The 22,799-nt window shown below is 71.2% G+C and carries 21 protein-coding genes and 1 pseudogene; 10 read left to right on the top strand and 12 right to left on the bottom strand.

Annotation, left to right across the window (positions count from 1 at the left end):
• Nucleotides 1-708: a vancomycin high temperature exclusion protein gene (locus ACGGAQ_RS16235; RefSeq protein ID WP_393049601.1), complete on the top strand. Its 708-nt coding sequence runs from the start codon at nt 1-3 to the stop codon at nt 706-708.
• 30 nt (nt 709-738) lie between these two features.
• Here the strand turns inward: ACGGAQ_RS16235 and ACGGAQ_RS16230 are convergent, their stop codons facing one another.
• The 4 genes from ACGGAQ_RS16230 to ACGGAQ_RS16215 all read right to left on the bottom strand — a co-directional run bounded on the left by ACGGAQ_RS16230 (nt 739) and on the right by ACGGAQ_RS16215 (nt 4,992).
• Nucleotides 739-1,719, bottom strand: coding sequence for a LacI family DNA-binding transcriptional regulator (locus ACGGAQ_RS16230; protein WP_393049676.1), 981 nt, complete (start codon nt 1,717-1,719; stop codon nt 739-741).
• A gap of 90 nt (nt 1,720-1,809) precedes the next feature.
• On the bottom strand, nt 1,810-2,649 hold the full coding sequence (locus ACGGAQ_RS16225) for a carbohydrate ABC transporter permease (protein WP_393049598.1): 840 nt from the start codon (nt 2,647-2,649) through the stop codon (nt 1,810-1,812).
• Nucleotides 2,646-3,644 (bottom strand): sugar ABC transporter permease, encoded by a 999-nt coding sequence (locus ACGGAQ_RS16220; RefSeq protein WP_355138588.1) that lies wholly within the window; start codon nt 3,642-3,644, stop codon nt 2,646-2,648. The genes ACGGAQ_RS16225 and ACGGAQ_RS16220 overlap by 4 nt, the downstream gene beginning before the upstream one ends.
• A gap of 52 nt (nt 3,645-3,696) precedes the next feature.
• Nucleotides 3,697-4,992: an extracellular solute-binding protein gene (locus ACGGAQ_RS16215; RefSeq protein WP_393049596.1), complete on the bottom strand. Its 1,296-nt coding sequence runs from the start codon at nt 4,990-4,992 to the stop codon at nt 3,697-3,699.
• Nucleotides 4,993-5,242: 250 nt separating this feature from the next.
• On the opposite strand from ACGGAQ_RS16215, the gene ACGGAQ_RS16210 reads away from it, so the two are divergent.
• Nucleotides 5,243-6,868 carry a glycoside hydrolase family 43 protein gene (locus ACGGAQ_RS16210; RefSeq protein ID WP_393049593.1) on the top strand — a complete coding sequence of 542 codons (1,626 nt, stop codon included), beginning with the start codon at nt 5,243-5,245 and terminating at the stop codon, nt 6,866-6,868.
• Between the two features lie 33 nt (nt 6,869-6,901).
• Here the strand turns inward: ACGGAQ_RS16210 and ACGGAQ_RS16205 are convergent, their stop codons facing one another.
• Nucleotides 6,902-7,780 carry a dihydrodipicolinate synthase family protein gene (locus ACGGAQ_RS16205; protein WP_393049590.1) on the bottom strand — a complete coding sequence of 293 codons (879 nt, stop codon included), beginning with the start codon at nt 7,778-7,780 and terminating at the stop codon, nt 6,902-6,904.
• Between the two features lie 70 nt (nt 7,781-7,850).
• Between ACGGAQ_RS16205 and ACGGAQ_RS16200 the strand changes: the two genes are divergently transcribed.
• From ACGGAQ_RS16200 to ACGGAQ_RS16190, 3 genes are all read left to right on the top strand, one after another.
• Nucleotides 7,851-8,747 (top strand): LysR family transcriptional regulator, encoded by an 897-nt coding sequence (locus tag ACGGAQ_RS16200; RefSeq protein ID WP_393049587.1) that lies wholly within the window; start codon nt 7,851-7,853, stop codon nt 8,745-8,747.
• Between the two features lie 145 nt (nt 8,748-8,892).
• The gene (locus tag ACGGAQ_RS16195; RefSeq protein WP_393049585.1) at nt 8,893-10,110 is read left to right on the top strand and encodes a chitosanase; all 1,218 of its coding nucleotides are present in this window, start codon (nt 8,893-8,895) and stop codon (nt 10,108-10,110) included.
• A gap of 199 nt (nt 10,111-10,309) precedes the next feature.
• Nucleotides 10,310-11,563: a DUF222 domain-containing protein gene (locus ACGGAQ_RS16190; protein ID WP_393049582.1), complete on the top strand. Its 1,254-nt coding sequence runs from the start codon at nt 10,310-10,312 to the stop codon at nt 11,561-11,563.
• A 205-nt stretch (nt 11,564-11,768) separates the two neighbouring features.
• On the opposite strand, the pseudogene ACGGAQ_RS16185 reads toward ACGGAQ_RS16190, so the two are convergent.
• A pseudogene (locus tag ACGGAQ_RS16185) lies at nt 11,769-11,888 on the bottom strand (pyridoxamine 5'-phosphate oxidase family protein); the annotation flags it as partial.
• 240 nt (nt 11,889-12,128) lie between these two features.
• Here ACGGAQ_RS16185 and ACGGAQ_RS16180 point away from each other — a divergent pair.
• Both ACGGAQ_RS16180 and trxA read left to right on the top strand, forming a co-directional pair.
• Entirely contained in the window at nt 12,129-12,521 is a 393-nt protein-coding gene (locus ACGGAQ_RS16180; RefSeq protein ID WP_393049579.1) for a MerR family transcriptional regulator, read from the top strand.
• Nucleotides 12,491-12,838 (top strand): thioredoxin, encoded by a 348-nt coding sequence (trxA, locus tag ACGGAQ_RS16175; protein WP_393049577.1) that lies wholly within the window; start codon nt 12,491-12,493, stop codon nt 12,836-12,838. Before ACGGAQ_RS16180 ends, trxA begins: the two co-directional genes overlap by 31 nt.
• A 159-nt stretch (nt 12,839-12,997) precedes the next feature.
• Here the strand turns inward: trxA and ACGGAQ_RS16170 are convergent, their stop codons facing one another.
• Complete coding sequence (locus ACGGAQ_RS16170; protein ID WP_393049574.1) at nt 12,998-13,543, bottom strand: PepSY domain-containing protein; 546 nt, start codon at nt 13,541-13,543, stop codon at nt 12,998-13,000.
• Nucleotides 13,544-13,713: 170 nt separating this feature from the next.
• Entirely contained in the window at nt 13,714-14,121 is a 408-nt protein-coding gene (locus ACGGAQ_RS16165; protein ID WP_393049572.1) for a GNAT family N-acetyltransferase, read from the bottom strand.
• 70 nt (nt 14,122-14,191) lie between these two features.
• Here ACGGAQ_RS16165 and ACGGAQ_RS16160 point away from each other — a divergent pair, with 70 nt between their 5' ends.
• Nucleotides 14,192-15,100, top strand: a complete 909-nt coding sequence (locus ACGGAQ_RS16160; protein ID WP_393049569.1) for a LysR substrate-binding domain-containing protein — start codon at nt 14,192-14,194, stop codon at nt 15,098-15,100.
• On the opposite strand, the gene ACGGAQ_RS16155 is transcribed toward ACGGAQ_RS16160, so the two are convergent.
• The 3 genes from ACGGAQ_RS16155 to ACGGAQ_RS16145 are packed head-to-tail and all read right to left on the bottom strand — an operon-like array spanning nt 15,084 to nt 17,636.
• Complete coding sequence (locus tag ACGGAQ_RS16155) at nt 15,084-15,638, bottom strand: DUF5872 domain-containing protein (RefSeq protein ID WP_393049566.1); 555 nt, start codon at nt 15,636-15,638, stop codon at nt 15,084-15,086. The two genes, ACGGAQ_RS16160 and ACGGAQ_RS16155, sit on opposite strands and share 17 nt — an antisense overlap.
• 28 nt (nt 15,639-15,666) lie before the next feature.
• Entirely contained in the window at nt 15,667-16,956 is a 1,290-nt protein-coding gene (locus ACGGAQ_RS16150) for a sensor histidine kinase (protein WP_393049563.1), read from the bottom strand.
• The gene (locus tag ACGGAQ_RS16145) at nt 16,953-17,636 is read right to left on the bottom strand and encodes a response regulator transcription factor (protein WP_393049561.1); all 684 of its coding nucleotides are present in this window, start codon (nt 17,634-17,636) and stop codon (nt 16,953-16,955) included. Before ACGGAQ_RS16145 ends, ACGGAQ_RS16150 begins: the two co-directional genes overlap by 4 nt.
• 103 nt (nt 17,637-17,739) lie before the next feature.
• Between ACGGAQ_RS16145 and ACGGAQ_RS16140 the strand changes: the two genes are divergently transcribed.
• Nucleotides 17,740-18,222 (top strand): septum formation initiator, encoded by a 483-nt coding sequence (locus ACGGAQ_RS16140; protein WP_393049559.1) that lies wholly within the window; start codon nt 17,740-17,742, stop codon nt 18,220-18,222.
• Nucleotides 18,223-18,264: 42 nt separating this feature from the next.
• Complete coding sequence (locus ACGGAQ_RS16135; protein WP_393049556.1) at nt 18,265-18,672, top strand: hypothetical protein; 408 nt, start codon at nt 18,265-18,267, stop codon at nt 18,670-18,672.
• A 57-nt stretch (nt 18,673-18,729) separates the two neighbouring features.
• Here the strand turns inward: ACGGAQ_RS16135 and ACGGAQ_RS16130 are convergent, their stop codons facing one another.
• Nucleotides 18,730-22,659, bottom strand: coding sequence for a ThuA domain-containing protein (locus ACGGAQ_RS16130; protein ID WP_393049553.1), 3,930 nt, complete (start codon nt 22,657-22,659; stop codon nt 18,730-18,732).
• Nucleotides 22,660-22,799 lie beyond the last annotated feature (140 nt).

The raw sequence follows: 22,799 nt of genomic DNA, 5'->3' as shown, positions 1-22,799 counted from the left end.
ATGCGGGGACGATTCGGCGCGCTCAAGCGGTGGTACGCGGAGCATCGGCGGCTCGCCCGTCGTACTTCCTTCGTTCTGGTGGTGGGTGCGGTGGTCCTGGCCGGCGGCACCGTGGCCAGTGTGTCGTGGGTCCGCGGGGAGTCGGACGGCCACCTCTACAGCGAGGCCGATGTGCCGGCGGCGCCGGTCGCCCTGGTGCTCGGCACCAAGGTGGACGCCGACGGGACGCCGTCGCCGGTCCTCGCGGCCCGGTTGGAGATCGCCCGGCGGTTGCTCGACGCCGGCCGGGTGGGCGCGATCCTGGTGTCCGGCGACAACATGAACGCGGACTACAACGAGCCCGAGGCGATGCTGCGCTGGTTGGTCGACCGGGGTGTGCCGGCACGCAAGGTCGTGCTGGACTACGCCGGCTTCGACACGTACGACTCCTGCGCGCGGGCCCGGCAGATCTTCGGCGTGCAACGGGCGACGGTCGTGACCCAGTCGTTCCATCTGCCCCGGGCCGTGGCGTTGTGTCGACGTCTCGGCATCGACGCCCAGGGGGTGGGCGACGACAGCGCGAAGCGGTACTCCCGGACGTGGCGGTTCGGTTCCCTGCGCGAGAACGGCGCCTGCCTGAAGGCCGCGGTGGACGTGTTGTCCGGCCGGGAGCCCGCTCACCTCGGTCGCCGCGAGACCGGTGTCGACGACGCCCTGCGCGACGCCTGAGCGCGGGAGCCTCGCGCGGGCCCGGCGCGGTCAGCGGGGCGGGCCGGCGCTGTCGCGCACGACGAGTTCGGTGGCGAGTTCGATGCGCGGGCTCTCGGTCTTCTCGCCTCCGGCAAGGCGCAGCACGGTCCGGGCGGCCAGCATGCCCATCTCCGCCAGTGGCTGGCGGACCGTGGTCAGCGGTGGGGAGCACCACCGGACCTCCGGCAGGTCGTCGAAGCCGACCACGCTGATGTCGTCGGGCACCCGCAGGCCGCGTTTGCGGACGGCCTCGTAGACGCCGAGCGCCATCTGGTCGCTGGAGGCGAAGATGGCGGTGGGTGGGTCGGGCAGGGCCAGTAGTTGCGTACCCGAGGTGAAGCCGGACTCGTGGTAGAAGTTGCCGGGCCGGATGAGGGCGTCGTCGACAGCGATGCCGGCGGCGCCGAGCGCCGCGCGGTACCCGTCCATCCGGGCCCGGCTGCACATCAGGTGTGGTGGTCCGGCGATGAAGCCGATGCGGCGGTGGCCGAGGCCGAGCAGGTACTGGTTGGCGCTCAGGCTGCCCGCCCAGTTGGTGGCGCCGATGGTGGGCGACTCCTGCGGGTCGACACCGGAGGGGTCGATGATGACCACTGGCAGGTGCAGCCGGCGCAGCTCGGCCTGCAGCGGTGGGTTCACCATCGAGGTCACGAAGATGACGCCCTCGGTGGATCGGGTACGCATGTTGTCCAGCCACTGCTTGGCCGAGGAGATGCGCCAGTGGATGGCGGAGACGACGGTGCCGACGCCACTGGCACGGGCGACGTCCTCCACCCCACGGATGATCTCCACGGCCCACGGGCTGTCCAGGTCGTTGAAGACCAGGTCGATCAGTGCGGCCTCGGTCCGCCGGGCCTGGGTGCGACGGCGGTAACCGTGGTGGTTGAGCAGCCGCTCGACGCGCTCCCGGGTCTCGGGAGCGACGTCGGAGCGACCGTTGATGACCCGGGAGACCGTGGGCACGGACACACCGGCCAGTCGCGCGATCATCGCGATGGTGACGTTTCGGCCGTTGTCGGAGCCCACGGTCCGCTCCTTTGTTCGGCGGGACGCTTCAGCTGGGTTGACGATCCGGTGTCGTCACCCCTTGACGCTGCCGGTCAGGCCGCCGATGAGTTGGCGTTCGGCCACGGCGTAGAAGCCCAGGGCGGGAATCATGGACAGGACGACGTAGGCGAGCACCCGGGCGGTGTCGTCGGCGTACTGGCCCTGGAACGCCTGGACCCCGACGGGGAGCGTCCACCAACTCTGGTCGCTGAAGACGACCAGCGGGAGCATGAAGTTGTTCCAGCTCGTCACGACCGCCAGCACCGAGACGGTGGCCAGGGCGGGACGGGCCATCGGCAGCAGGACCCGCCAGAAGAACCCGAAGGAGCCGCAGCCGTCGAGGACGGCGGCCTCCTCCACCTCGGCGGGGATGGTCCGGAAGAACTGACGCAGGATGATGATGGTGATCGGCAGGCCGAACGCGGCCTGGGGCAGGATGACACCGAGGGGGTTGTCCAGCAGGCCCAGGCCGCGGAGCAGGACGAACAGCGGCAGGATCGCCACCGCGAACGGGAACATCAGGCCGATCGCGAACAGGGTGACCAGGAACTCGCGGCCCCGGAAGGCGTAGCGGGCGAAGACGAACGCCGCCATCGCCGCCGCGCCGACCACGATGATGGTGCTGCTGACGGCGATGAGCAGGCTGTTGCCCAGCTGTCGCCAGAACACCCCCGAGGCGAAGAGGTCGGTGTAGTTCGACGGCACCCACGGGTCGGGTAGGCCCAGTGGGTTGGTCGACAGCTGCCCGTTGTCCTTGAAGCCGCCGATCACACCGAACCAGACCGGCACGACGATGAGCGCGCCGACGCCGATGCAGATGAGGTGCAGGACGAGGCTGCGGGTCCGCTGGGCGCGACTGGTCGTGGCGGTCATCGCTGGCCTCCCTGGTTGGTGATCGCGCCCGCGGTGTCCCGACGCAGGACGATGCGCTGGTAGAACAGGGCGAAGACGAGGCTCAGCAGGAACATGACGATGCTGATCGCGCTGGCGTAACCGACCTCGAAACGGCGGAAGCCGTACTGGTACATCGTGACGGCCATGGTCTCCGAGGTGTGGATCGGGCCACCGCCGGTCAGCACCCAGACCATGTCGAACAGTTGGATGGTGCCGATGACCGACAGGAAGATGCTGATGCGGATCGTCGGGCCGAGCAGTGGCAGGGTGACGTGCCGGAACGCCTGCCAGGCGGTGGCGCCGTCGGTGACCGCGGCCTCGGACAGCTCCTTCGGGATGCCCTGACGGGCGGCCAAGAAGAGCATCATGTAGAGGCCGAAGTACTTCCAGGACACCACCAGGAAGACGGCGAACAGCACGGTGTCCGGGTCGGCGAAGATGGCGCCCGCGTCGGCGCCCAACCAGCGCGAGACCGACTCGCCCAGGCCCCGGTTCGGCGAGAACACCAGGGTGAACAGGACGGCCGTGGTGACCTCGGAGAGCACGTACGGGGCGAAGAAGATCAGCCGGTACGCGGCCCGGCCGCGCAGCGGCTGGTTGAGGAGCATGGCCAGGGCCAGCGCCGCGGGCAGTTGCACGGCGAGGGACAGCAGCACGAGCACGAGGCCACGCCACAGGTCGCCGCGGAAGGTCGGATCGCCGAAGGCTCGGGTGTAGTTGTCCAGCCCGACGAAGTTCTCCGGCAGCCCGAAGCCGTTCCATTTGTAGAGGCTGGCGTAGCCGGCCACCAGGATGGGCGCGATCACCAGCAGCAGGAACAGCGCCAGGGCGGGCGCCAGGAAGACGGCGAGGACGCCACCCCGCCCCGGCCGGGGCTGGCGGCCACGCTGTCGCGTGGTGCCCGGCCCCGGTGCCGGCGGATCGGTCGCCGTGTCGCCGCGCCTCGTGTCCGACACGGTCGATGGCCTGGTCATGCCTGCTCCACTCGGGTTCTATCGCCGGCTACGGATGGATACGGGGTCACGGTCAGACGGTCTTCGCCACCTGCGTGATGTCCTTGAGGATCGCCGCGGGCTGCTTCTTGCCGGCGATGATCTCGGCGACGCTGTCGTTGATCTGCTGCCCGAGCGCGGGCGCGTACGCCTGGTCGAGGTAGAGCTGGAAGCCGGTGTTCTTGGCCAGGGTCTCCGCGACGACCTTGTTGTTGGCGTCGGTGATGGCGTCGGTGGCGTCCTTCACCGTGGGCAGCACCGCGCCGGTCTTCGCGGAACGGCGCTGGTTGTCGGCGCTCAGCAGGAACTTCAGGAAGTCGATGGTGGCGGCCGGCGCGTCCTTGCCGACGGCGAAGCCGTTGCCACCGCCGAAGACCTCGGTGGCGGTGCCCTTGCCGCCGTCCACGGCGGGGAACGGGAAGAAGCCCAGCTTGTCGCCGAGGCCCTTCTTGCTGGTGGAGCTGGACGCCTGCACCGCCGGCGCCCACTGCCCCATCAGCTCCATGGCCGCACCGCCGTTGCCCATCGTGGCGGCCTGCCCGTCCGGGGAGCCGTACTCGGCGCCGAGGAAACCCTTCTGGAAGGGCTGCAGGTCGACGAGTTCCTTGAGCCGCTCGCCCGCGGCGACCAGGTCGGGGGTGTCGAAGTTCTTGTCGTCGACGGCCTTCTGCAGCGCGCCGACGCCGCCGATGCGCATGGCCAGGTAGGACCAGTAGAAGTGGGCCGGCCACTTGTCCTTGCCGGCGATGGCGACCGGGGTGATGCCGGCGGTCTTGAGCTTGCGGACCGCGTCGAGCACACCCGTCCAGGTGGTGGGCGGCGCGGTGATGCCGGCGCGGGCGAAGAGGTCCTTGTTGTACCAGAACCCGACCATCCCGATGTCGAACGGGATGCCGTAGATCTTGCCGTCGATCGTGTACGGCTGCATGGCGGCGGGCAGGATGCCGCTGACCAGGTCCTTCACGTCATCGGTGAGGTCCTTGACCAGGCCCGCGTCGACCTGCTGCTTGAGCACGCCGCCGCCCCAGGACTGGAAGAGGTCCGGCGGGTCGCCGGCCTGGGTGGCGGTGGTCAGCTTGGCCTTGAACGCCTCGTTCTCCAGCGGCTGGATGGTGAACGTGACGTTGCTGTGCGCGGTCTTGTACTCGTTGGCCATCGCGGCCCACACCGGCAGCATCGGCTCGGTGTTCTGGATGTGCCACCAGTTGATGGTCTGCGGGGCGTTCGGGTCGCTGGACTTCTCGTCGCCACTACAGGCGCTCAGCAGGTAGGCGCCGGCGCCGGCGCCGGCCAGGCCGAGCAGCGATCGGCGGGAAAGGTGCGCTGTCATGATCCATCCCTTCGGGGGACTCACGGGGTGCTCGGGCGCCGGCCGAGCCGGCAAGGGTTCGAACCTGGATCTCCGGAACTTTCATTGCTTCGTCGGTATTACCGATCGATGGCCGGGACGCTACGAGCAGTTCCCCCAGCGGTCAAGACCCCTGTCCTATCGCGATAAGACCGGCTACCGTACGAGGGGCTTCCAGTGATCTGGTCCCCGCAAGTTTCCGGAAGTTTCAGAGCCGCACAGAGGAGCCCCCGTGTCGACCGACACCGCTGACGTGGCGACCGCTGCCTGGTCGATCCGCAACCCCGTCCTCGCCGGGTTCCACCCGGATCCGTCGATCCTGCGCGTCGGCGACGACTTCTACCTGGCCACCTCGACGTTCGAGTGGTATCCGGGGGTTCGCGTGCACCACTCGCGCGATCTCGTCAACTGGCGCCCGTTGGGCGGGATCATCACCGACCGCCGCCTGCTCGACCTTCGTGGCTGCGGCGACTCCAACGGTGTGTGGGCGCCCGACCTGACGTACCACGATGGGGAGTTCCACCTCGTCTACAGCGACGTGGCCAGCTTCGCCAGCGGCTACTGGGATCCGCAGAACTTCCTGATCACCGCGCCCGACATCGCCGGCCCCTGGTCGGATCCGGTGAAACTGCACGGGCGCGGCTTCGACGCCTCCCTGTTCCACGACGACGACGGCACCAGCTGGCTGCTGAGCATGAGCGCCGACTGGCGACCCGGCCGCGACCGCTTCGGTGGCATCGAGATCCAGCAGTACGACCGAGCGGCGCGTCGTCTCGTCGGCCGGCCCCGCATCCTGTTCACCGGCACGCCGGTCGGGGTCACCGAGGGTCCGCACCTGTACCGCCACGACGGCTGGTACTGGTTGATCACCGCTGAGGGCGGCACGAGCTGGGAGCACCAGGTCACCGTGGCACGCTCACGGGAGTTGTTCGGTCCGTACGAAGTGGACCCGGAGGGGCCGTTGCTCACCTCCGTCGGCCGGCCGGACCTGCGGTTGCAGAAGGCCGGTCACGGCAGCCTGGTCCAGACCCCGGACGGCGGGTGGTATCTGGCCCACCTGGTCGGGCGCCCCTACTCCCCGCTGGGCAACTGCGTGCTGGGCCGGGAGACGGCGATCCAGCGGGTCGAATGGCCCTCGGGCGGCTGGCCCCGGATTCCCGGAGGGGTGCCCGCCGAGGAGGTCGCCGCTCCCGCCCTGTCCCCGCATCCGTGGCCGGAAGAGCCCGCCACCGACGACTTCGACGCCGCCGAGCTAGGTTCCTGCTGGTCGACGCTGCGCCGGCCGGCCACCGCGGACTGGGTCGACCTGCGGTCCCGCCCCTCGCACCTGCGGGTCCACGGCGGGCAGTCGCCGGTGGGTCGACAGGCGCCGAGCCTGGTCGCGCGACGGGTCGGGGCGACGCACTGCTCGCTGGAGACCGTTGTCGAGTTCGACCCGGTCGACCACCGTCAGCTCGCCGGGATCACCGCGTACTACAACACCCTCAACTGGCATCACCTCTACCTGACCCGGGCCGACGACGGGCGTACGGTGCTGGAGCTGCTCAGCTCGGACAACGGGCGGCGCACCCCGTACCCCGAGCTGACCGTCGATGCCAGCGGTGTCGACCGGGTCGGTCTGCGGGCGGTGTTCGACGGGCCGGTGGTGCGCTTCGACTACGACCTCGGCGCGGGCTGGCAGCGGCTGCCGGTCGACCTGGACGCGACCATCCTGTCCGACGAGCACGCCGCACTGATCATCGACGGGGAGCCGGCGGCGTGGGGCTTCACCGGGGCGTTCGTCGGCCTGTGGGTGCAGGATCTCGGCGGCGACGGGGTGTACGCCGACTTCGACCGGGCCACCTACCGGGAGCACTGACCACGCGGACGTGGCGCGGCGGGCGCCGTCCGGTCACCTCGACGCGCTCGTCAGCTCGTCCAGGCGCCTGAGCGCCCGCCGCGTGGCGTCCGGACCGGCGGGCAGCAGCGGCAGCCGTACGGCGGCCGTCGGGATGCGACCCCGCGCGTGGAGCACCGACTTGATCACTGTCGGGTTGGGTTCGGCGAACAGCGCCGCGGACAGGCCGGCGAGCCGATGGCCGAGCGCCCGCCCCCGCACGAGGTCCCCGGCCTGCCAGTGCGCGACAAGTTGGACGAAGTCCGCGGCGGCGACCTGGGCCGAGGCCGCGATCGCGCCGTGCGCGCCGAGGGCGAGCAGCGGCGAGATGAGCGGGTCCTCCCCACCGAGTACGGCGAAGCCGGGCCGGATGTCGGCGAGGAAGTCGACGGTGTCCCCGTCGATCCCCCCGGTGGCGTACTTGATGCCGATGACGCCGGGCAGGCCGGCGAGCTGTCGAAGGTCGCTCGGGCTGAGCTGCTGCCCCGTGCGGTACGGGACGTGGTAGACGACCAGCGGCACCGGGCTGGCCTGGGCGAGGTGGGCGAAGTGGGCGAGCACTCCCGCGCCGCCCGGGCGCAGGAACGGGGGCACCAGGCAGAGCGCCGCGGTCACCTCGGGCCGGTCGGCCAGGGCGCGCAACGCCTCGACGCTGTTGGCACCGACGAGCAGGTGCGCGCGGCGCGCACGGCAGACCGCGGAGAGGACGTCGAGCACCGAGGCGCGCTCGTCGTCGCTGAGGGCGGCCGGCTCCCCCGTCGTGCCGAGTGCGACCACACCGGCCGCGCCGGCGTCCAGGGCATCGTTCGCGAGGGCCGTCAGCGCCTCGACGGCGATGCCCCCCGCGAGGTCGAACGGCGTGATCAGCGGAACGTACAGGCCGGTCAGGGTCATGCCTCCACTCTCGGCCGACCGACCGGGAAGGTCCAGTTCCGATTGCTCCATCCATCCGTAAGCTGAGCTGATGCTTGACGTCCGCCGCCTGGTCCTGCTGCGGGACCTGGCCCGCCTCGGCACCATCGCGGCGGTCGCCCAGGCGCACGCCTACACACCGTCCGCCGTCTCGCAGCAACTGGCCGCCCTGCAACGGGAGGCGGGCACCCGGTTGCTGGAGCGCACCGGACGCCGGGTCACCCTCACGTCGGCCGCCACCGCGCTCGTGCAGCACACCGAGGTCATTCTCGCCGCGCTCGAAGCCGCCGACGCGACTCTGGCGGCAGCCCGAACCGGTCTGCGGGCAAGCGTCCGCATCGGGGCCTTCCCCAGCGCCGTACGCACCCTGCTGCCGGCAGCCCTGGCCGCCCTGGCCCGCGACCATCCCGGGCTCGACCTCATGATCAGTGAGCTGGACCCGGTCGACATGCCGGCCGCCCTGCGGAGCCGACGCCTCGACGTCGCGCTGCTGCACGACTACGACATCGCGCCGACCCCACCCGACCCGACGGTGGACTCGATCGCACTGCTGGAGGAGACCGTCTTCCTCGCCGTGCCCAGCAACACCGCCGACAACACCGCCGCCGAGCCGATCAGCGCAGCACGCGACGCGCAGTGGATCCTCGGCAGTCCCGGCACGCTCTGCCACTCGGTCGCTCTGCACGCCTGCCAGCTGGCCGGCTTCACTCCGGCGGTGCGGCACCACGCCGACGATTTCACCGCCGCGCTCGCTCTCGTCGCCGCCGGTCAGGGCGTCGCTCTCATTCCACAGCTCGCCATCGCCCAGCCCTCCCCGCAGGTCCGGCTCCTGCCGCTGGCCATGCGCCGCCGTACGCGCGTCGCCTACCGCAGGGGCGCGGGTGGCCACCCCGCGGTGGTCGCGTGCGTCTCCGCGCTGCGCGGCGCCACCACCGCCTTCCTCGATTGATCCTGATCGTCGCCGATGTGGCGGTTGATCGACGTACCGCTATCTGTTAATAATGTTTCCTGAAGCTCGCGGTGCCCGCCGGGGCCGATCGCCGCGCCGGGCACCGACCGGCCGGCGGCACGCCGCCCCTTCCCCGAGGAACACCATGGTCCGCAAGAGAACAGCCGCCTACGTCGTGGGCACCCTGCTGATCGGCGTCGCGGCGGTCAGCTACGGCCTCCCGTCGGCGAGCGCCGCGACCGCCGGCCCGATCACCGGCCTCGGTGGCAAGTGCGTCGACGTCGCCGGCGCCAATCCGGCCAACGGCACGCCGGTGCAGCTCTACGACTGCAACGGCAGCGCGGCCCAGACGTGGACGGTCGGCAACACCGACAGCTCGATCCGCGCGCTCGGCAAGTGCCTCGACGTCACCGCCGCGTCGATCGCCAACGGCGCCAAGATCCAGCTGTACGACTGCAACAACACCGGCGCCCAGAAGTGGACCGCCGCCAGCGGTGGCGCCCTGGTCAACACCGCCTCGGGCAAGTGCCTCGACGTGACCGACCGGAGCACCGCCAACGGCGCCCGGTTGCAGATCTGGACCTGCGGCGGCACCACCAACCAGCAGTGGACCCTTCCCGGCGGCGGCAACCCCACCCCCACGCCGAGCGCCACCGTCCCCGCCGGCACCAACCTGGACGACCCGGCGAAGAAGGACGTCGCCATGCAGCTCGTGTCGGCGGCGGAGAACTCCTCGCTCGACTGGCGCGCGCAGTTCTCCTACATCGAGGACATCGGCGACGGTCGCGGCTACACCGCGGGCATCATCGGCTTCTGCTCGGGCACCGGCGACATGCTCGAACTGGTCCAGGCGTACACGAACACCAAGCCGGGCAACGTGCTGGCCGGATACCTGCCGGCGCTGCGCGCCGTCAACGGCACCGCGTCGCACGCCGGCCTCGACCCCAACTTCCCCCGCGACTGGCGCACCGCGGCCAACGACTCGGTGTTCCGGGCGGCGCAGGAGGCCGAGCGGGACCGGGTGTACTTCAACCCGTCGGTCCGCGACGGCAAGAACGACGGGGTACGGGCACTCGGCCAGTTCGCCTACTACGACGCGGCGGTCATGCACGGGTACGAGGGAATGCGCCAGATCCGCAGCCGCGCCCTCGCCCGCGCCAAGCCGCCGGCCCAGGGTGGCGACGAGCGGACCTGGCTCAACGCGTTCCTCGACGAGCGGGTCATCGAGATGCGCAAGGAAGAGGCCCACTCCGACACGTCCCGCGTCGACACGGCCCAGCGGGTGTTCCTCAACAACGGCAACTTCAACCTGAACACCCCGCTGTCGTTCGCCGTCTACGGCGAGCAGTTCCGCATCGGCTGATCCGCCGATCGCACACAGCGTGCGATGACGATCGCGCCGCTGCCCCGAGCCCTAGGGCATGCGGGTGGCGGCGCGGTCACGTCCAGGCAGTCGACCTGATCAGGCTGCGCCAGGGGCCGGATCGGTCGCCGGGACGCCCCTAAGCGTCCAATCGATCATGGTGACTGAAAGTGTCGTACACCTGTTCTAGTGTCAGGCCATGGTCGAGGAGCTGGCGCAGGCAGACGAGGCGGTCGCCGCCTGCCTCGACGCGTCCGCCTGGAGCCTGGCCGAGCAGGACCTTGTCGCCGCGCTCGATGCCACGCACCGCCTCGCACAACGCCTCGCCGGGCTCCAACTGGCCCTCGTCCGCGAAATCGACGGCCGCGGCATCGCCCGCGCTAACGGCGCGTCCAGCACCACGGTGTGGCTCCGCGAACGCCTGCGCCTCACGATCCCCGCCGCGCGGCGGCTCGTCGACCTCGCCGACGCCCTCGACGACGGCCGCAACGACGGAGTCCGGCGGTCGCTGGCCGACGGTGCCATCAGCATGGAGCAGGCGCGCGTCATCACCGACACCGTGACCACCGTGCACACCGCCGCCGGCACGGAGGCCGCCGACAAAGCCGTCGGCGTCCTCGTCGAATGGGCTGGCCAGTTCGACCCCACCCTGCTACGCAAACTCGGCACCCGCATCCTCGACCACGTCGCACCGGACGTCGCCGACGCCGCCACGAAGGCCGGGCTGGACGCCGAAGCCCGGCGTGCCGACCGCGACCGGCACCTCACCCTGTCCGAGCAGACCGACGGGCGTCTGCGACTCGCCGGCACCCTCGACGCCGAAACCGCCGGCCTGCTCCGCGCCGCCATCGATCCTCTCAGCGGCCCCACCGGCCCAGACGACACTCGTACGCCGGGCCAACGCCGCCATGACGCCCTCGCGGACATCTGCCGACTCGCCCTGCGCACCGGTGATCTACCCGAACACGGCGGCGCCCCCGCGCAGATCGTCGTCACCACCGGCTACGACCCCCTGACCCGACAGCTCGGCACCGGCACGCTCGACACCGGCCTCGCCCTGACCCCGGAGACGGTGCGGCGGCTCGCCTGCGACGCCGCCATCCTCCCCGCCGTTCTCGGCGGCAACGGCCAACCACTGGATGTCGGCCGGCAACGCCGCCTCATCACCGGGCCCCTGCGCCGCGCCCTCGTGCTGCGTGACCGCGGCTGCGCCTTCCCCGGCTGCGACCGTCCACCCCGCTGGTGCGACGCCCACCACATCCACCACTGGGCCGACGGCGGGTCCACGAGCCTCACCAACGCCGTCCTGCTCTGCGGCTACCACCACCGCCACGTACATAAGGGAGACTGGACGGCCCGGCTCGGTCGCGACGGCCAGCCGACGTTCGTCCCGCCGGCGTGGCTAGACCCCAACCAGATCCCCCGCCGTAACCACTACCACCGACGCAATTAAGGCCTGTTTCCACGAGGGGTCGAGCCGGGCCGGAGATCCGGCACCGCTCGGCAGGGACTCGTCCGGGCCCCCGCAAGCCGGCCGGTTTCTTATCAAGCAGGCCGTAGGGCATGTCCTGCTGATCATTCATGGATGGTCTTGGCGATCAGGCGGTGGCACGACCGATGAGGCGTGGGCGGTGACCATGCCGCCGAGAGCGGCATTATCAGCGACGCCAGTGCTGGCGGGAGGCCAGCCCTTCGCGTCGCAGCCAGTGTTCCGTATAGACAATCCGCTCCGCCTCAACGACCACCAGGGTGTCCTCGGGAGGCTCGGACAGCGATCGCGCGGCATGCGATGAGCAAGCCCGGGTCACCACTTCCGGCATACGGCGTGGAAGGTCCCACCAACGTTGCCATGCGCATGTGCGCAGGGCCCCGTGGGGCCACGCCTGGCCACGCGAACACCTGCGCGAGTGGTCGTCCGGGCCCGTTCGACGGCGCTGGGCGTGCAGGAGTCGCGCAGTTTGCCTTGACGCTGACGACAAGGTTTAGCGTGGTCGCGACGGGCTGGTCGAGGAGGTCTGATGCTGATCGGCGAGCTGGCTGAACGGGCCGGCACGAGCACCCGGACGCTGCGCTACTACGAGGCCCACGGGTTGGTACGCCCGCAGCGCTCGGCCAACGGCTACCGCGTCTACGACGAGGCGGAGCTGCGGGTCGTCCGGGAGATCCGGGCGCTGCTCGACGTCGGCTTCGGCCTCGACGACGTCCGTCCGTTCGTCGCCTGCCTGCGAGCGGGCAACGCGTCCGGCGATGTCTGCCCGGATTCGGTGGTGGTGCTGCGGCGCAAACTCGCCGAGGTCGACGACTACCTCGATCGGCTCACCGCGGTCCGTCAGCAGTTGCGCACCCAGCTCACCCACGCCATCGCGCACCGGGAGGAAACATGCCCCAGGAAACGACAGTCCGCCCCCTGATCACCGTCACCGACGCCACGTTCGCCGAGCTGGTGTTGGCCAGCGACCGGCCCGTCGTTGTCGACTTCTGGGCCGAGTGGTGCCCGCCCTGCAAGATGATCGAGAAGAGCCTCGTCGAGCTGGCACAGGAGTTCGGCGACCGCATGACCATCGCCAAGCTCAACTCCGACGACAATCCGCAGACCACGCGGCGCTATGCAGTCATGTCCCTGCCGACGCTGCTGGTGTTCCGTCGGGGCGAGGTCGCCGGCTCGGTCGTCGGGTCCCGGCCGAAGCTCCACCTGCGGCAGAGCCTGACCCTGCACGCGGGCCTCTGACCGGCGGGCAGGGTCAGCGGCTCAGCTCTCGACCCAGCCGTGCGATCTGGCGTGGTCAGCGACGCCACCTTCACCAGGAGCTCGGCCTAGCCCGCACGCGGCGACGCCCCGACCGCTGTGCCGGATCCGGTCGGGGCGTCGCTGGTCGCCGGTCTTTCGTCAGTCGTCGTCGCCGGGGCTGTCGTCGTCGTCGTCGGACCGGTCGTCCTTGTCGTCCGACTGGCCGAACCTGTCGTCGTCGTCGACCGGCTCCTGCTCGGCCTTGACCACCGAGCCGTTGTCCCGGTCGACGTCCACCTCGTGCTCGGTGTCGCCGGCGACGATTTCGACGCTCCACACCGGCCGGCCGTTCTCCTGCTCGGCCTCGACCTCGACGATCTGGCCGCCACCGGCCCTGGCGAGCGCGATCTCACCGGCGCGCTGCGCGTCGACCGCGCTGCCCGTCGGCGCGGTGCCCGCGGACGGTGTGCCGCTCGACGGCGTACCCGACGGGGTCCCGGCCGACGGCGTGCCGCTGGCCCCCGGCGCGACGCTTGTGTCGCTGTCGTCCGGGGCGTCCGTGCCCGTCGGGGCGATGGTCGCCGCGGCGAGCGCCGGATCGCCACGCCGGGTATCGTTCGCGGCGGCGACGCCCAGCGCGACCCCGGCCACCGCCAGCACCGCCGAGCCGCCGACCGTCGCCAGAAGCAGATTCGTGCGCTTCATCGTGGTGTCCACCTCTCCTCGGTTTGTCGACTCTGAGGATCGGCTGAACCGGGATAGCACCGCGCTGTCCGAACGCTAAGGCCGGGTTAAGCCGGCGGTCAGAGCGTCATCCGCATGAAGACGTCGGCGCGGGCGTACGGCGGCAGCGGGATCTGTTCCGGACCGACGTGCTAGAAGCCGGCCGTTTCGTAGAGGTGCACGGCGTTCGGGAGCTTCGTGCTGCTGCCGAGGAACAGGGTGGCCGCGCCGAGCTGGCGGGCGCGCTCGATCGCCGCCTCGATGAGCTGGCGGCCGAGACCCCTGCCGCGCGCCGCCGGGGCCACCGCCATCTTCGACAACTCGAAGACGTCCTCCGAGCTGCGCACCACGGCGACACAGCCGACGATCTCCCCGCCGTCGCGCAGGATCAGCACGTCGCCGCCCGGTTCGACGATGGCGGCGAACGGGTCGCCGAGCGTCTTGCGGTCCGACTCCTCGATGGTGAAGAGGTGGGAGATCCACTCTTCGTTCAGCGTCCGGAAGGCCTCAGCCTCCTCGGCTGTCGTCATGGACGTGACGGTCAGCGTGCTCGGGTTCATGACCCGATTCTCCGATCGCCGCTATTCGAACGTCCAATATCTTGTTCGCACCGATCCGTATCCTCGACATATGGCTCCCGAGTTGCGCCACCTGCGGTACTTCGTCGCGGTCGCCGAGGAGCTGCACTTCGGCCGGGCCGCGGTGCGGCTGCGGATGGCCCAGCCGCCGCTGTCGCAGCAGATCCGCCAGCTCGAGGCGATGATCGGTACGCCGCTGTTCGTCCGCACCTCCCGGTCGGTGGCGCTGACGCCCGCCGGTGAGGCGTATCTCGTCCGGTGCCGGCGGGTGCTGGCCGCAGTGGCCGACGACGTGCACGAGGCGAGCCGCATCGGGCGCGGGGAGCAGGGACGCTTCGACATCGGCTTCGTCAGTTCGGCGATCCAGCTCGGGCTGGCCGGGCCGATCCGTCGTTTCCGTGAGCGCCACCCGGCCGTCCACCTACGCCTGCACGAGGCGTACACGGCGCAGATCGTCGACCGGCTGTTGAACGGCGAGGTCGATCTCGGCGTGGTTCGGGACCCGGACGACCACGACGACCTGGTCGGCACCACGTTCGCCGCCGAGACCTTCGTCGCCGTCCTACCGGGCGACCACCCGCACGCGGGAGACCGGGCGATCGACGCCGCGGTGCTGCGGGACGACCCGTTCGTCTTCGTCCCTCGGGTGGCCGGCGAGCGGGCCTACCAGCGCAATCTCCGGCCCTGCCTGGACGCCGGCTACACACCGCGCATCGTCCAGGTCGCCGGCAGTTGGACCACGGTGGTGCACCTGGTCGCGGCCGGCCTCGGAGTGACGATCGGACCGGCGAGCATCACCGCCGTGGCGCCTCCTCCGGTGGCGGTGCTGCCGTTGACCGGCACCGAGGCCACCACCGAGGTGCGGATCCTGCGCCGCCGCGATGACGACCGGGTCACCTCGGCGGGCTTCGGGACCGCAGACAGATCTTCTGACCTGCGCACGGCTAGCCGCGCCGGTTGAGTTCGGCCTCCAGCCGCTGGACGAGCGTCTTGCGGTCCTTGCCGGCGTGCTCGTTGCGCAGGGCCGTTCTGAGCTGCCGCGTGTCGAGGCCACGGACCAGCTTGCTGGCCTCGGCGACTGACATCTCCGAGATCCGGCCGGCGGTGGTGGCGTCTCGACGCGCCTTCTTGGCCGGCCCGGTGTTGGCGACGTACTGCCGGCCGGTTCGGGAGGCTTCACGCTTCTTGGTGTCGGTAGCCTGCTTCTGGCTCTCCGACATCTCGTCCCAGGCCTTCTTGGGCAGGTATCGGCTCGTCGTGCCGTCCTTGCGCGCACGGGTGTCGCCCTCTTTGGTCTGCCACTTCTCGTTGCCCCAGCGCTGGAGCGCTTTCTGCCGCTCGTCCTTTTCGCCCAGGAAACCGCCGCCGCGCTTCTTGTACTCCTGGGTGACCAGCTGTGACTTGCGTGCCGACCACTGTCCCGGCCGACCGCCCTTGTCGGACGCCTTGATCTCTTCCTTGATCTGCTCTCTGAGCTCGGGTTTCGTATACCGCGCCATGGGTGGCAGCTACCCGGCACCGCAGCGGCTATGCCTCTCGCCGCGGCGTCGGCGGTCCGAGTCGGAGCAGCACCTGCGCGCCGCCCTGCGGCACGGATCGCAGCTCCAGCCGACCGCCGCCGGCCTGCGCGGCGCGGCGGGCGATGTCCAGGCCGAGCCCGGTCGACCCGGCGGGGCTGGCACCCCGTCGGACCGCACCCGACGGCATACCCGGTCCCTCGTCGGCGACGGTGAGCAGCACCTCCCCGTCGTCGCGCGCGAGCCGGACGGTGAAGGGCGTGCCGTCGGGGGTGTGCGCGAAGACGTTGCCGAGCAGGGCGTCCACGGCGGCCGCCAGGTCGTCGGCGGGCACCCCGACGGTGAGCGGGCCGGGATCCAGGTCGAGGTGCACGGCCCGACCGGTGTCCTCGGCCAGCACCGACCAGAACGCCACCCGGTCCGCGACGACCGCGGCGGCATCCGACGCGGCCGTCCCGGGCGTCGGCGCGCGACGCCAGCGGGCCTGCTGGATCAGACCGGTGACCGCTCGTTCGAGCCCGTCGGCGGCGGTGGCGATGCGGGCCGCGTCGTCCGGGTCGCGCAGCGACTCCGCCTCCAGTCGCAGCGCCGTCAACGGTGTCCGCAGTCGGTGGGACAGGTCGGCGACCTGCTCGCGCTCCTGCACCAGGAGAACCTGGATCCGGCCGGCCAGGTGGTTGAGCGCACCGGCCACCTCGCGCAGCTCCGCCGGGCCGGCGGGCGTGACCCGGGCGTCCAGTTCGGCGTTCGCCAGGCGGTGCGACACGGCGGAGAGTTCGCTGATCGGCCGCACCAGCGTGCGCGCCAGCCGGTCGGCGACCGCCAACCCGATCAGCACCAGCACCACACCCAGCAGCGCCAGCACCAGCCAGGCCCGGGTCACCCCGGCGGTCAGCTCCTGCCGCGGCACCACGATCCGGATGACGCCGGTGCCGTCCGCCCGGCCCTGCACGGCGATGACCACCTCCCGGCCGGCAGCCGACTCCCCGGTGAGGCTCTGGCCGCGCGCCGCCAGGGCCACCGCGGGCGTACGGGGGGCCTGGGCGCCGAGCACCGTGCCGTCGGGCAGGAAGACGCTCACCGGCCGACCGGACTCCGCGGCGAGTTGCTCGACGGTGAGCCGGATGGTCGGCGCGTCGGCGGTGCCGACCACCGGCACGAGGCTCTGCGCGTCGGCGGTGGCCCGCACGGTGGCCCGGTCCTGGGCGACGGTGCGAACGAGCAGCGCCAGCGGCACCAGGAAGGCGACGAGCGTGAGCACGCTGACCGCTGCGACCAGCAGCGCGAGCCGTGCCCTCACGGCGCCTCCAGTCGGACCCCGACGCCGCGCACGGTGTGCAGGTAGCGGGGCTGCTGGGCGCTCTCCCCCAGCTTGCGGCGCAGCCAGGACAGGTGCACGTCGACAGTCTTGTCCGCGCCGCCGTACGGGATCTGCCAGACCTCGGTGAGCAGCTCGCGTTTGGTGACCACCTGGCCGGGCCGGCCGGCCAGGTGGTGCAGCAGGTCGAACTCGCGCGGCGTCAGCTCCACAAGCGTGCCGTCCAGGGTGACCTGCCGGGACCGGGCGTCGACGCGCAGCCCGCCCACCACGAGGGACACCTCCTGCGTGTCGGCGCTGGCGGGGCCCCGCCGCAGCACCGCTCGGGCGCGGGCGTCGAGCTGCGCGGCGGTGAACGGCTTGACCACGTAGTCGTCGGCGCCCGCGTCGAGGACCCGGACGATCTCGGTCTCGTCGTCGCGGGCGGTGGCCACGATGACCGGCACCGAACTGACCGCGCGCAGCATCCGCAGCAGCTCGCGTCCGTCCAGGTCGGGCAGACCCAGGTCGAGGACCACCAGGTCGGGCCGGTCCTCCAGCGCGTCGCGAAGCCCGGCCATCGCGGTCGAGGCCGCGGCGACCGCGTGTCCGCGTTCCCGCAACGCCCGGATCAGCGGCGTACGGATCGTCAGGTCGTCCTCGATGAGCAGCAGGCGGGCCACAGCAGGCAGGCTAGCCGCTGCCGCTGCCGGGAAGACGCGCGTTAACCGTGCCTTAGCCTTCGGATGTGCCGACGACAACCAACGATCGGGGATAGTCGGTGCCATGAGCCGTCGTTCCGTCCTCGTCGCCGCCGGTTGGGTGGCCACGGTCGCCGTGGCGACCCTGATCGGGCTGGGCGCGATCCGGCTGGTCGGCGAGAGCATCACCGGCACACCGGGCGGGATACGCAGCGAGGCGGAGATCGAACGGGCGCTCGCCTCGCCGGAGCCGGCGCCCACCGGCACCACGGGCACCGGGCCGGCCGCGTCCGGCACCGCGTCCCCCGGCCCCGCCACGGCGAGCGCCGCGTCGCCGGGCCCCGGTGTCCGCCGCAGCTTCGCCACCGACGGTGGCACGGCCGTGGCCGAGTGCGGCCCCGATGGGGTACGCCTCGTCTCCTGGGCGCCCGCGCAGGGCTACCGGGTGCACGAGGTGGACCGGGGTCCGGACGACGACGTCGAGGTCACCTTCGAGGGCTCGGCCGGTCGGCACGAGCTGAAGGTCCGCTGCATCGACACCGAGCCGGTGGCCGTCGCCGACGACTGAACCCACTCGTGGCAGCTGCCGCAAGATCGCTAAGATCCCGCGGTGATCCGTACCCTCGTCGTCGCCTCCCTCCTGCTGGCGGGCTGCTCGCCCGCCGATACGCCCGACCCCGCTCCCCGCTCCACCGCGCCCTCGGACAAGTCCGCAGCCTCCGCGTGCAGTCGCGTGGCCTTCAGCATCGAGAAGAACAACCCACCCGTCGAGGACGTGAGCACCGCGATGCTCGCCATCGAGTCGACCGACCCCGGTGTCCGCGAGGCCGGGAAGAAGCTGGGACCAGCCGCCAAGGAAGCCGGCGACCTGTGGGTGGCGGACGACCCTGCCGTCGACAAGGGGCCGGCCAACCAGCGCGTCGCCGACGCCCGGCAGGGTCTGCTCACGGCGTGCACCGACCTGTTCGGGGCGTACCCGTGGCCCTTCGTCAGGGGCGTGTCACCGACGCCCCGGTAGCTGAACGACGGGGCGTGACCGGCACGGACGCCGTGCCGGTCACGCCGTCGTGGTGGTTCAGCTCGTGTACGCCTCCACCTCCCACAGCGAATGGCCGTAGCCGGTCCCCCGGGCGGTGCCGTAGATGCGCAGGTAGCGGCCGTTGGCACCGAGGCCGCTGTGCTCGTCCACACCACCGTCGGCGCCGGTCACCGTCTTCACTGTGGTCCAGGTGGTGCCGTCGTTGGAGGTCTGGATCTGGTACGCGCTGCTGTACGCCGCCTCCCAGTTCAGCTTGACCCGACCGATGGCGGTCGGGCTGCCCAGGTCGACGCGGATCCACTGCGGGTCGGAGAAGGTGCTCGACCAGCGGGTGGTGAGGCTGCCGTCGACCGCCTGGGCGCCGGTCACGTCGGCCCCCTCGTTGCTGGACGTCGTCGTCGGCTTGTTCAGCAGCAGGTTGCCGCCGGTCGGGCCGCCGGTGGCGCCGTACACCTCGAACTCGTAGAGCGAGTAGCCCCAGGCCGTGCCGCGGGCGGTGCCGAGGAGCCGGACGTACCTGCCGGAGCCGGTGAGCCCGGTCAGGTCGTCCACCCCGCCGTCGCCGCCGGTCACCGTCCGGATCGTGGTGAAGGTGACGCCGTCGGTGGAGGTCTGGATCTGGTACGCGCTGCCGTACGCGGCCTCCCAGGTCAGCTTGACCCGGTTGAGGGCGTACGTCGCGCCGAGGTCCACGTCGATCCACTGTGGGTCTCCGAAGGCGCTGCCCCAGCGGGTGCCGGCCACACCGTCGAACGCGTTGGCCGCGACGAACGCGCCCTCGTAACTGGAGGCTCGCGCCGGCTTGCCCTTGGCCAGGTTGGTACCCGTCCCGGGATCCGGGTCCGGTCCCGGCCCACCGGGGCTGGTGGAGAGGGTGAACTCGTCGATGTCGAACCACGGGCCGGTGCCCTTGAAGACCAGGAACAGGGTGCGGGTGCCGGTCGGCGCGGTGACCCCGCCGGTGACCGTGGCGAAGTTGGCGTACCCGCCGGTCGGTGTCACCGTCGCCGAGCCCACCAGCGGCCCGGTCGGTGAGTCGACGCGCAGTTCCAGCGTCCCGCCGCCGCCGGCCGGGGCGCCGACCCGGGCGCTGAACGACTGGATGCCGGTCAGATTGTAGGGGCGGAAGGAAATCCAGTCGTTGTTGTCGATGTAGCCGACCGCGGCGCCGCCGTGCCCGGCCGCCCCGGCGACGATCTGGACACCCGAGGAATCGCCGAAGTGCTCGGCCTGGCGCACCCGCGGTTGCAGCACGGCCTGGGTGTGCGTGGTCAGCGCCGGTTGGCCGCCCCCGCCCAGATCGGTGTACTCGGCGTCGATGATGCCGAAGATGTTCGCCGCCGTGTCGTGCTCGCCGTCGGCCGAGGTCTGGATGACCCCGGTGCAGCCCTGCACGCTGCCGAGCTGGTGGCCGTGCGAGTCGTGGCCGAGGACGTAGTTCACCTTGACCCGGGCGCAGTTGATCGCGCCGTCCTGGGCGTCGGTGACGGTGACGCTGAACGGCACCGCGTCCCCGAAGGCGAAGGTCTGCCCGTTCAACGGGGTGTTCACGGTGACGACCGGGGCGCTGTTGCCGACGGTGACCACCACGCTCGCGGTGGCGGTCTTGCCGGTGGTGTCCCGGACCGTCAGGGTCGGACTGCGCGTCCCGTTGGTCGTGTACGTGAAGCTCGGGTTCGGCGCGGTCGAGTCGGTGGTGCCGTTGTTGTCGAAGTCCCAGGCGTAGGTGAACGGGTCGCCGTCCGGGTCGAGGGTGCCGGCCGAGGAGAAGGCCACGGTCAGCGGCGCGATGCCGCTGGTCGGGGTGGCGGTGACCTTCGCGACGGGCGCCCTGCCCTCGCGGGCGTACTCGATGCGGTAGAGCGCCGAGTTGGCGTCGCCGTTGAACCAACCGGTGCCGTAGTCGAGAACGTAGAGCGCGCCGTCCGGGCCGAACTCCATGTCCATGACCTGCGTTCCGGTCCACGGGAACGGGTTGATCTTCAAGGGCTGGCCGGCCGCGTCGAGCTTGACGTTCTTGATCCAGCGGCGGCCGAACTCACCGGCGAAGAAGGTGCCGTCGTAGTACTGCGGGAACGCCACGGCGGAGGTGTTGTTCGGGTCGTACCGGTAGACCGGGCCGGCCATCGGCGACAGCCCACCGCCGGTGAACTCCGGCGGGGAGCCGGAACCGCCGTACGGCAGCCAGGCCGGGACGGCCGGCGGCAGCTGGGTGATGCCGGTGTTGTTGGGCGAGTTGTTGACCGGCCCGCCCGCGCAGTCGAACTTCGGCCCGGACGGCCCGGACGGGAACGTGTAGTCGTTGTAGGCGTCATTGCGGGCGGTGCAGTACGGCCAGCCGTAGAAGCCGGGCCGGTCGATCCGGGCGAACTCCACATTGCCCGCCGGCCCCCGGTTCGGGTCGGCGGTGCCGGCGTCGGGGCCGTAGTCGCCGAGGTAGACGATGCCGGTGGCCTTGTCCACGCTCATCCGGAACGGGTTGCGGAACCCCATCGCGTAGATCTCCGGGCGCGTCCGCGCGGTGCCGGGCGCGAACATGTTGCCGGCCGGGATGGTGTACCCGCCCGCCGCGCTCGGCTTGATGCGCAGCACCTTGCCGCGCAGGTCGTTGCTGTTCGCCGCGGTGCGCTGGGCGTCGAAGGCCGGGTTACGGCCAGCCCGCTCGTCGATCGGGGTGAACCCGGCCGAGTCGAACGGGTTGGTGTCGTCCCCGGTGGACAGGTACAGGTTGCCGGCGGCGTCGAAGTCCATGTCGCCGCCGACGTGACAGCACATGCCCCGGCTGGTGGGCACGTTCAGGATCAGCGTCTCGCTGGCCAGGTTGATGGTGTTGTCCGCGTTCACGGTGAAGCGGGACAACCGGTTGACGCCGTCCCAGACGGCGAAGTCGGCAGGCGTGCCGGTGGCCGGGGCACCACCGCCGGGTGTGCTCAACGGGGGCGCGTAGTAGGCGTACACCCAGCGGTTGGTGGCGAAGTTGGGGTCGGCCTTGATGCCTTGGAGGCCCTCCTCGTCGCCGGTGTAGACGGCCAGGGTGGCGGCGATCTTGGTGTTGCCGGCCGCGTCGGTGTGCCGGATCACGCCGTCGCGGGAGGTGTGCAGTACGCCCCGGTCGGGCAGGACGGTGAGGCTCATCGGCTCGCCGGTCTCGGCGGCGCCCTTGGCCAGCTCCACCTGCTGGAAGTTGGTGGTGACGGTGGGGCCGCAGTCGGCGTCGACCGCCCCGGCTGCGGTCTGGATGCCGCCGAGCAGGTGCTGGCGGAAGGCCGTGTCGGTGTACGAGGCGTCGGTGTGGCCGAGGCCGGTGTACCAGGCCCGCCCTCCGGAGTAGTTCTGGCACCAGGAGATGGGGTGGTCGTACCCCATGCTGCCGCCGGTGTAGGTGCTCTCGTCCAGGGTGGCCAGCACGTGCACGTTGCCCCGGGGGTTGGCGCGGTAGTTGTACAGCTCGTCGAACCGGCTCCACCGCTGCGGCAGCGTTCGGGTCGACGGGTGCACCTGGTCGGCGACCTTCACGGTGGCGGTCTGCTCGGCCGGGTGCGAGGCGAAGTACGCGCCGACGAGCCCGCCGTACCAGGGCCAGTCGTACTCGGTGTCGGAGGCGGAGTGCACGCCCACGTACCCGCCGCCGCCGGTGATGTAGCGCTCGAACGCCGCCTGCTGTGCGGCATTGAGCACGTCACCGGTGGTGGACAGCCAGATCACCGCCGCGAACCGGTCCAGGTTGGCGTCGGTGAACTGTGCCGCGTCCTCGGTGGCCTCGACGGTGAACCCGTTGGCGGCGCCGAGCTGCTGGATCGCGGTGATGCCGGGGGTGATGGATCCGTGTCGGAATCCGGCGGTCTTGCTGAAGACCAGCACGGTGAACGGCGCGGCGCTGGCCGCGGGCGGCGTGGCGACGACGCCGCCCAGGACGAGGATCGCGCTCAGCGCAGCGCCGAACCACGCTCTCAGGGATCTGCGCACGGGTAGGTCCTTTCGCGGGTGCGGGACGACGTGCGCCGATCACGCCGGGTGGTGGTGTGCAAGCATCGTTGCGGCTCGATACCCGGTCCGTCAAGGGTTCTCGCACCATCCGTGAGAGCGTTATCTCCGCTGCTCAGGGC

This window comes from Micromonospora sp. NPDC047557, from assembly GCF_043205095.1.
Classification (GTDB): Bacteria; Actinomycetota; Actinomycetes; order Mycobacteriales; family Micromonosporaceae; genus Micromonospora.
This window is presented reverse-complemented; position numbering and strand designations above follow the sequence as displayed.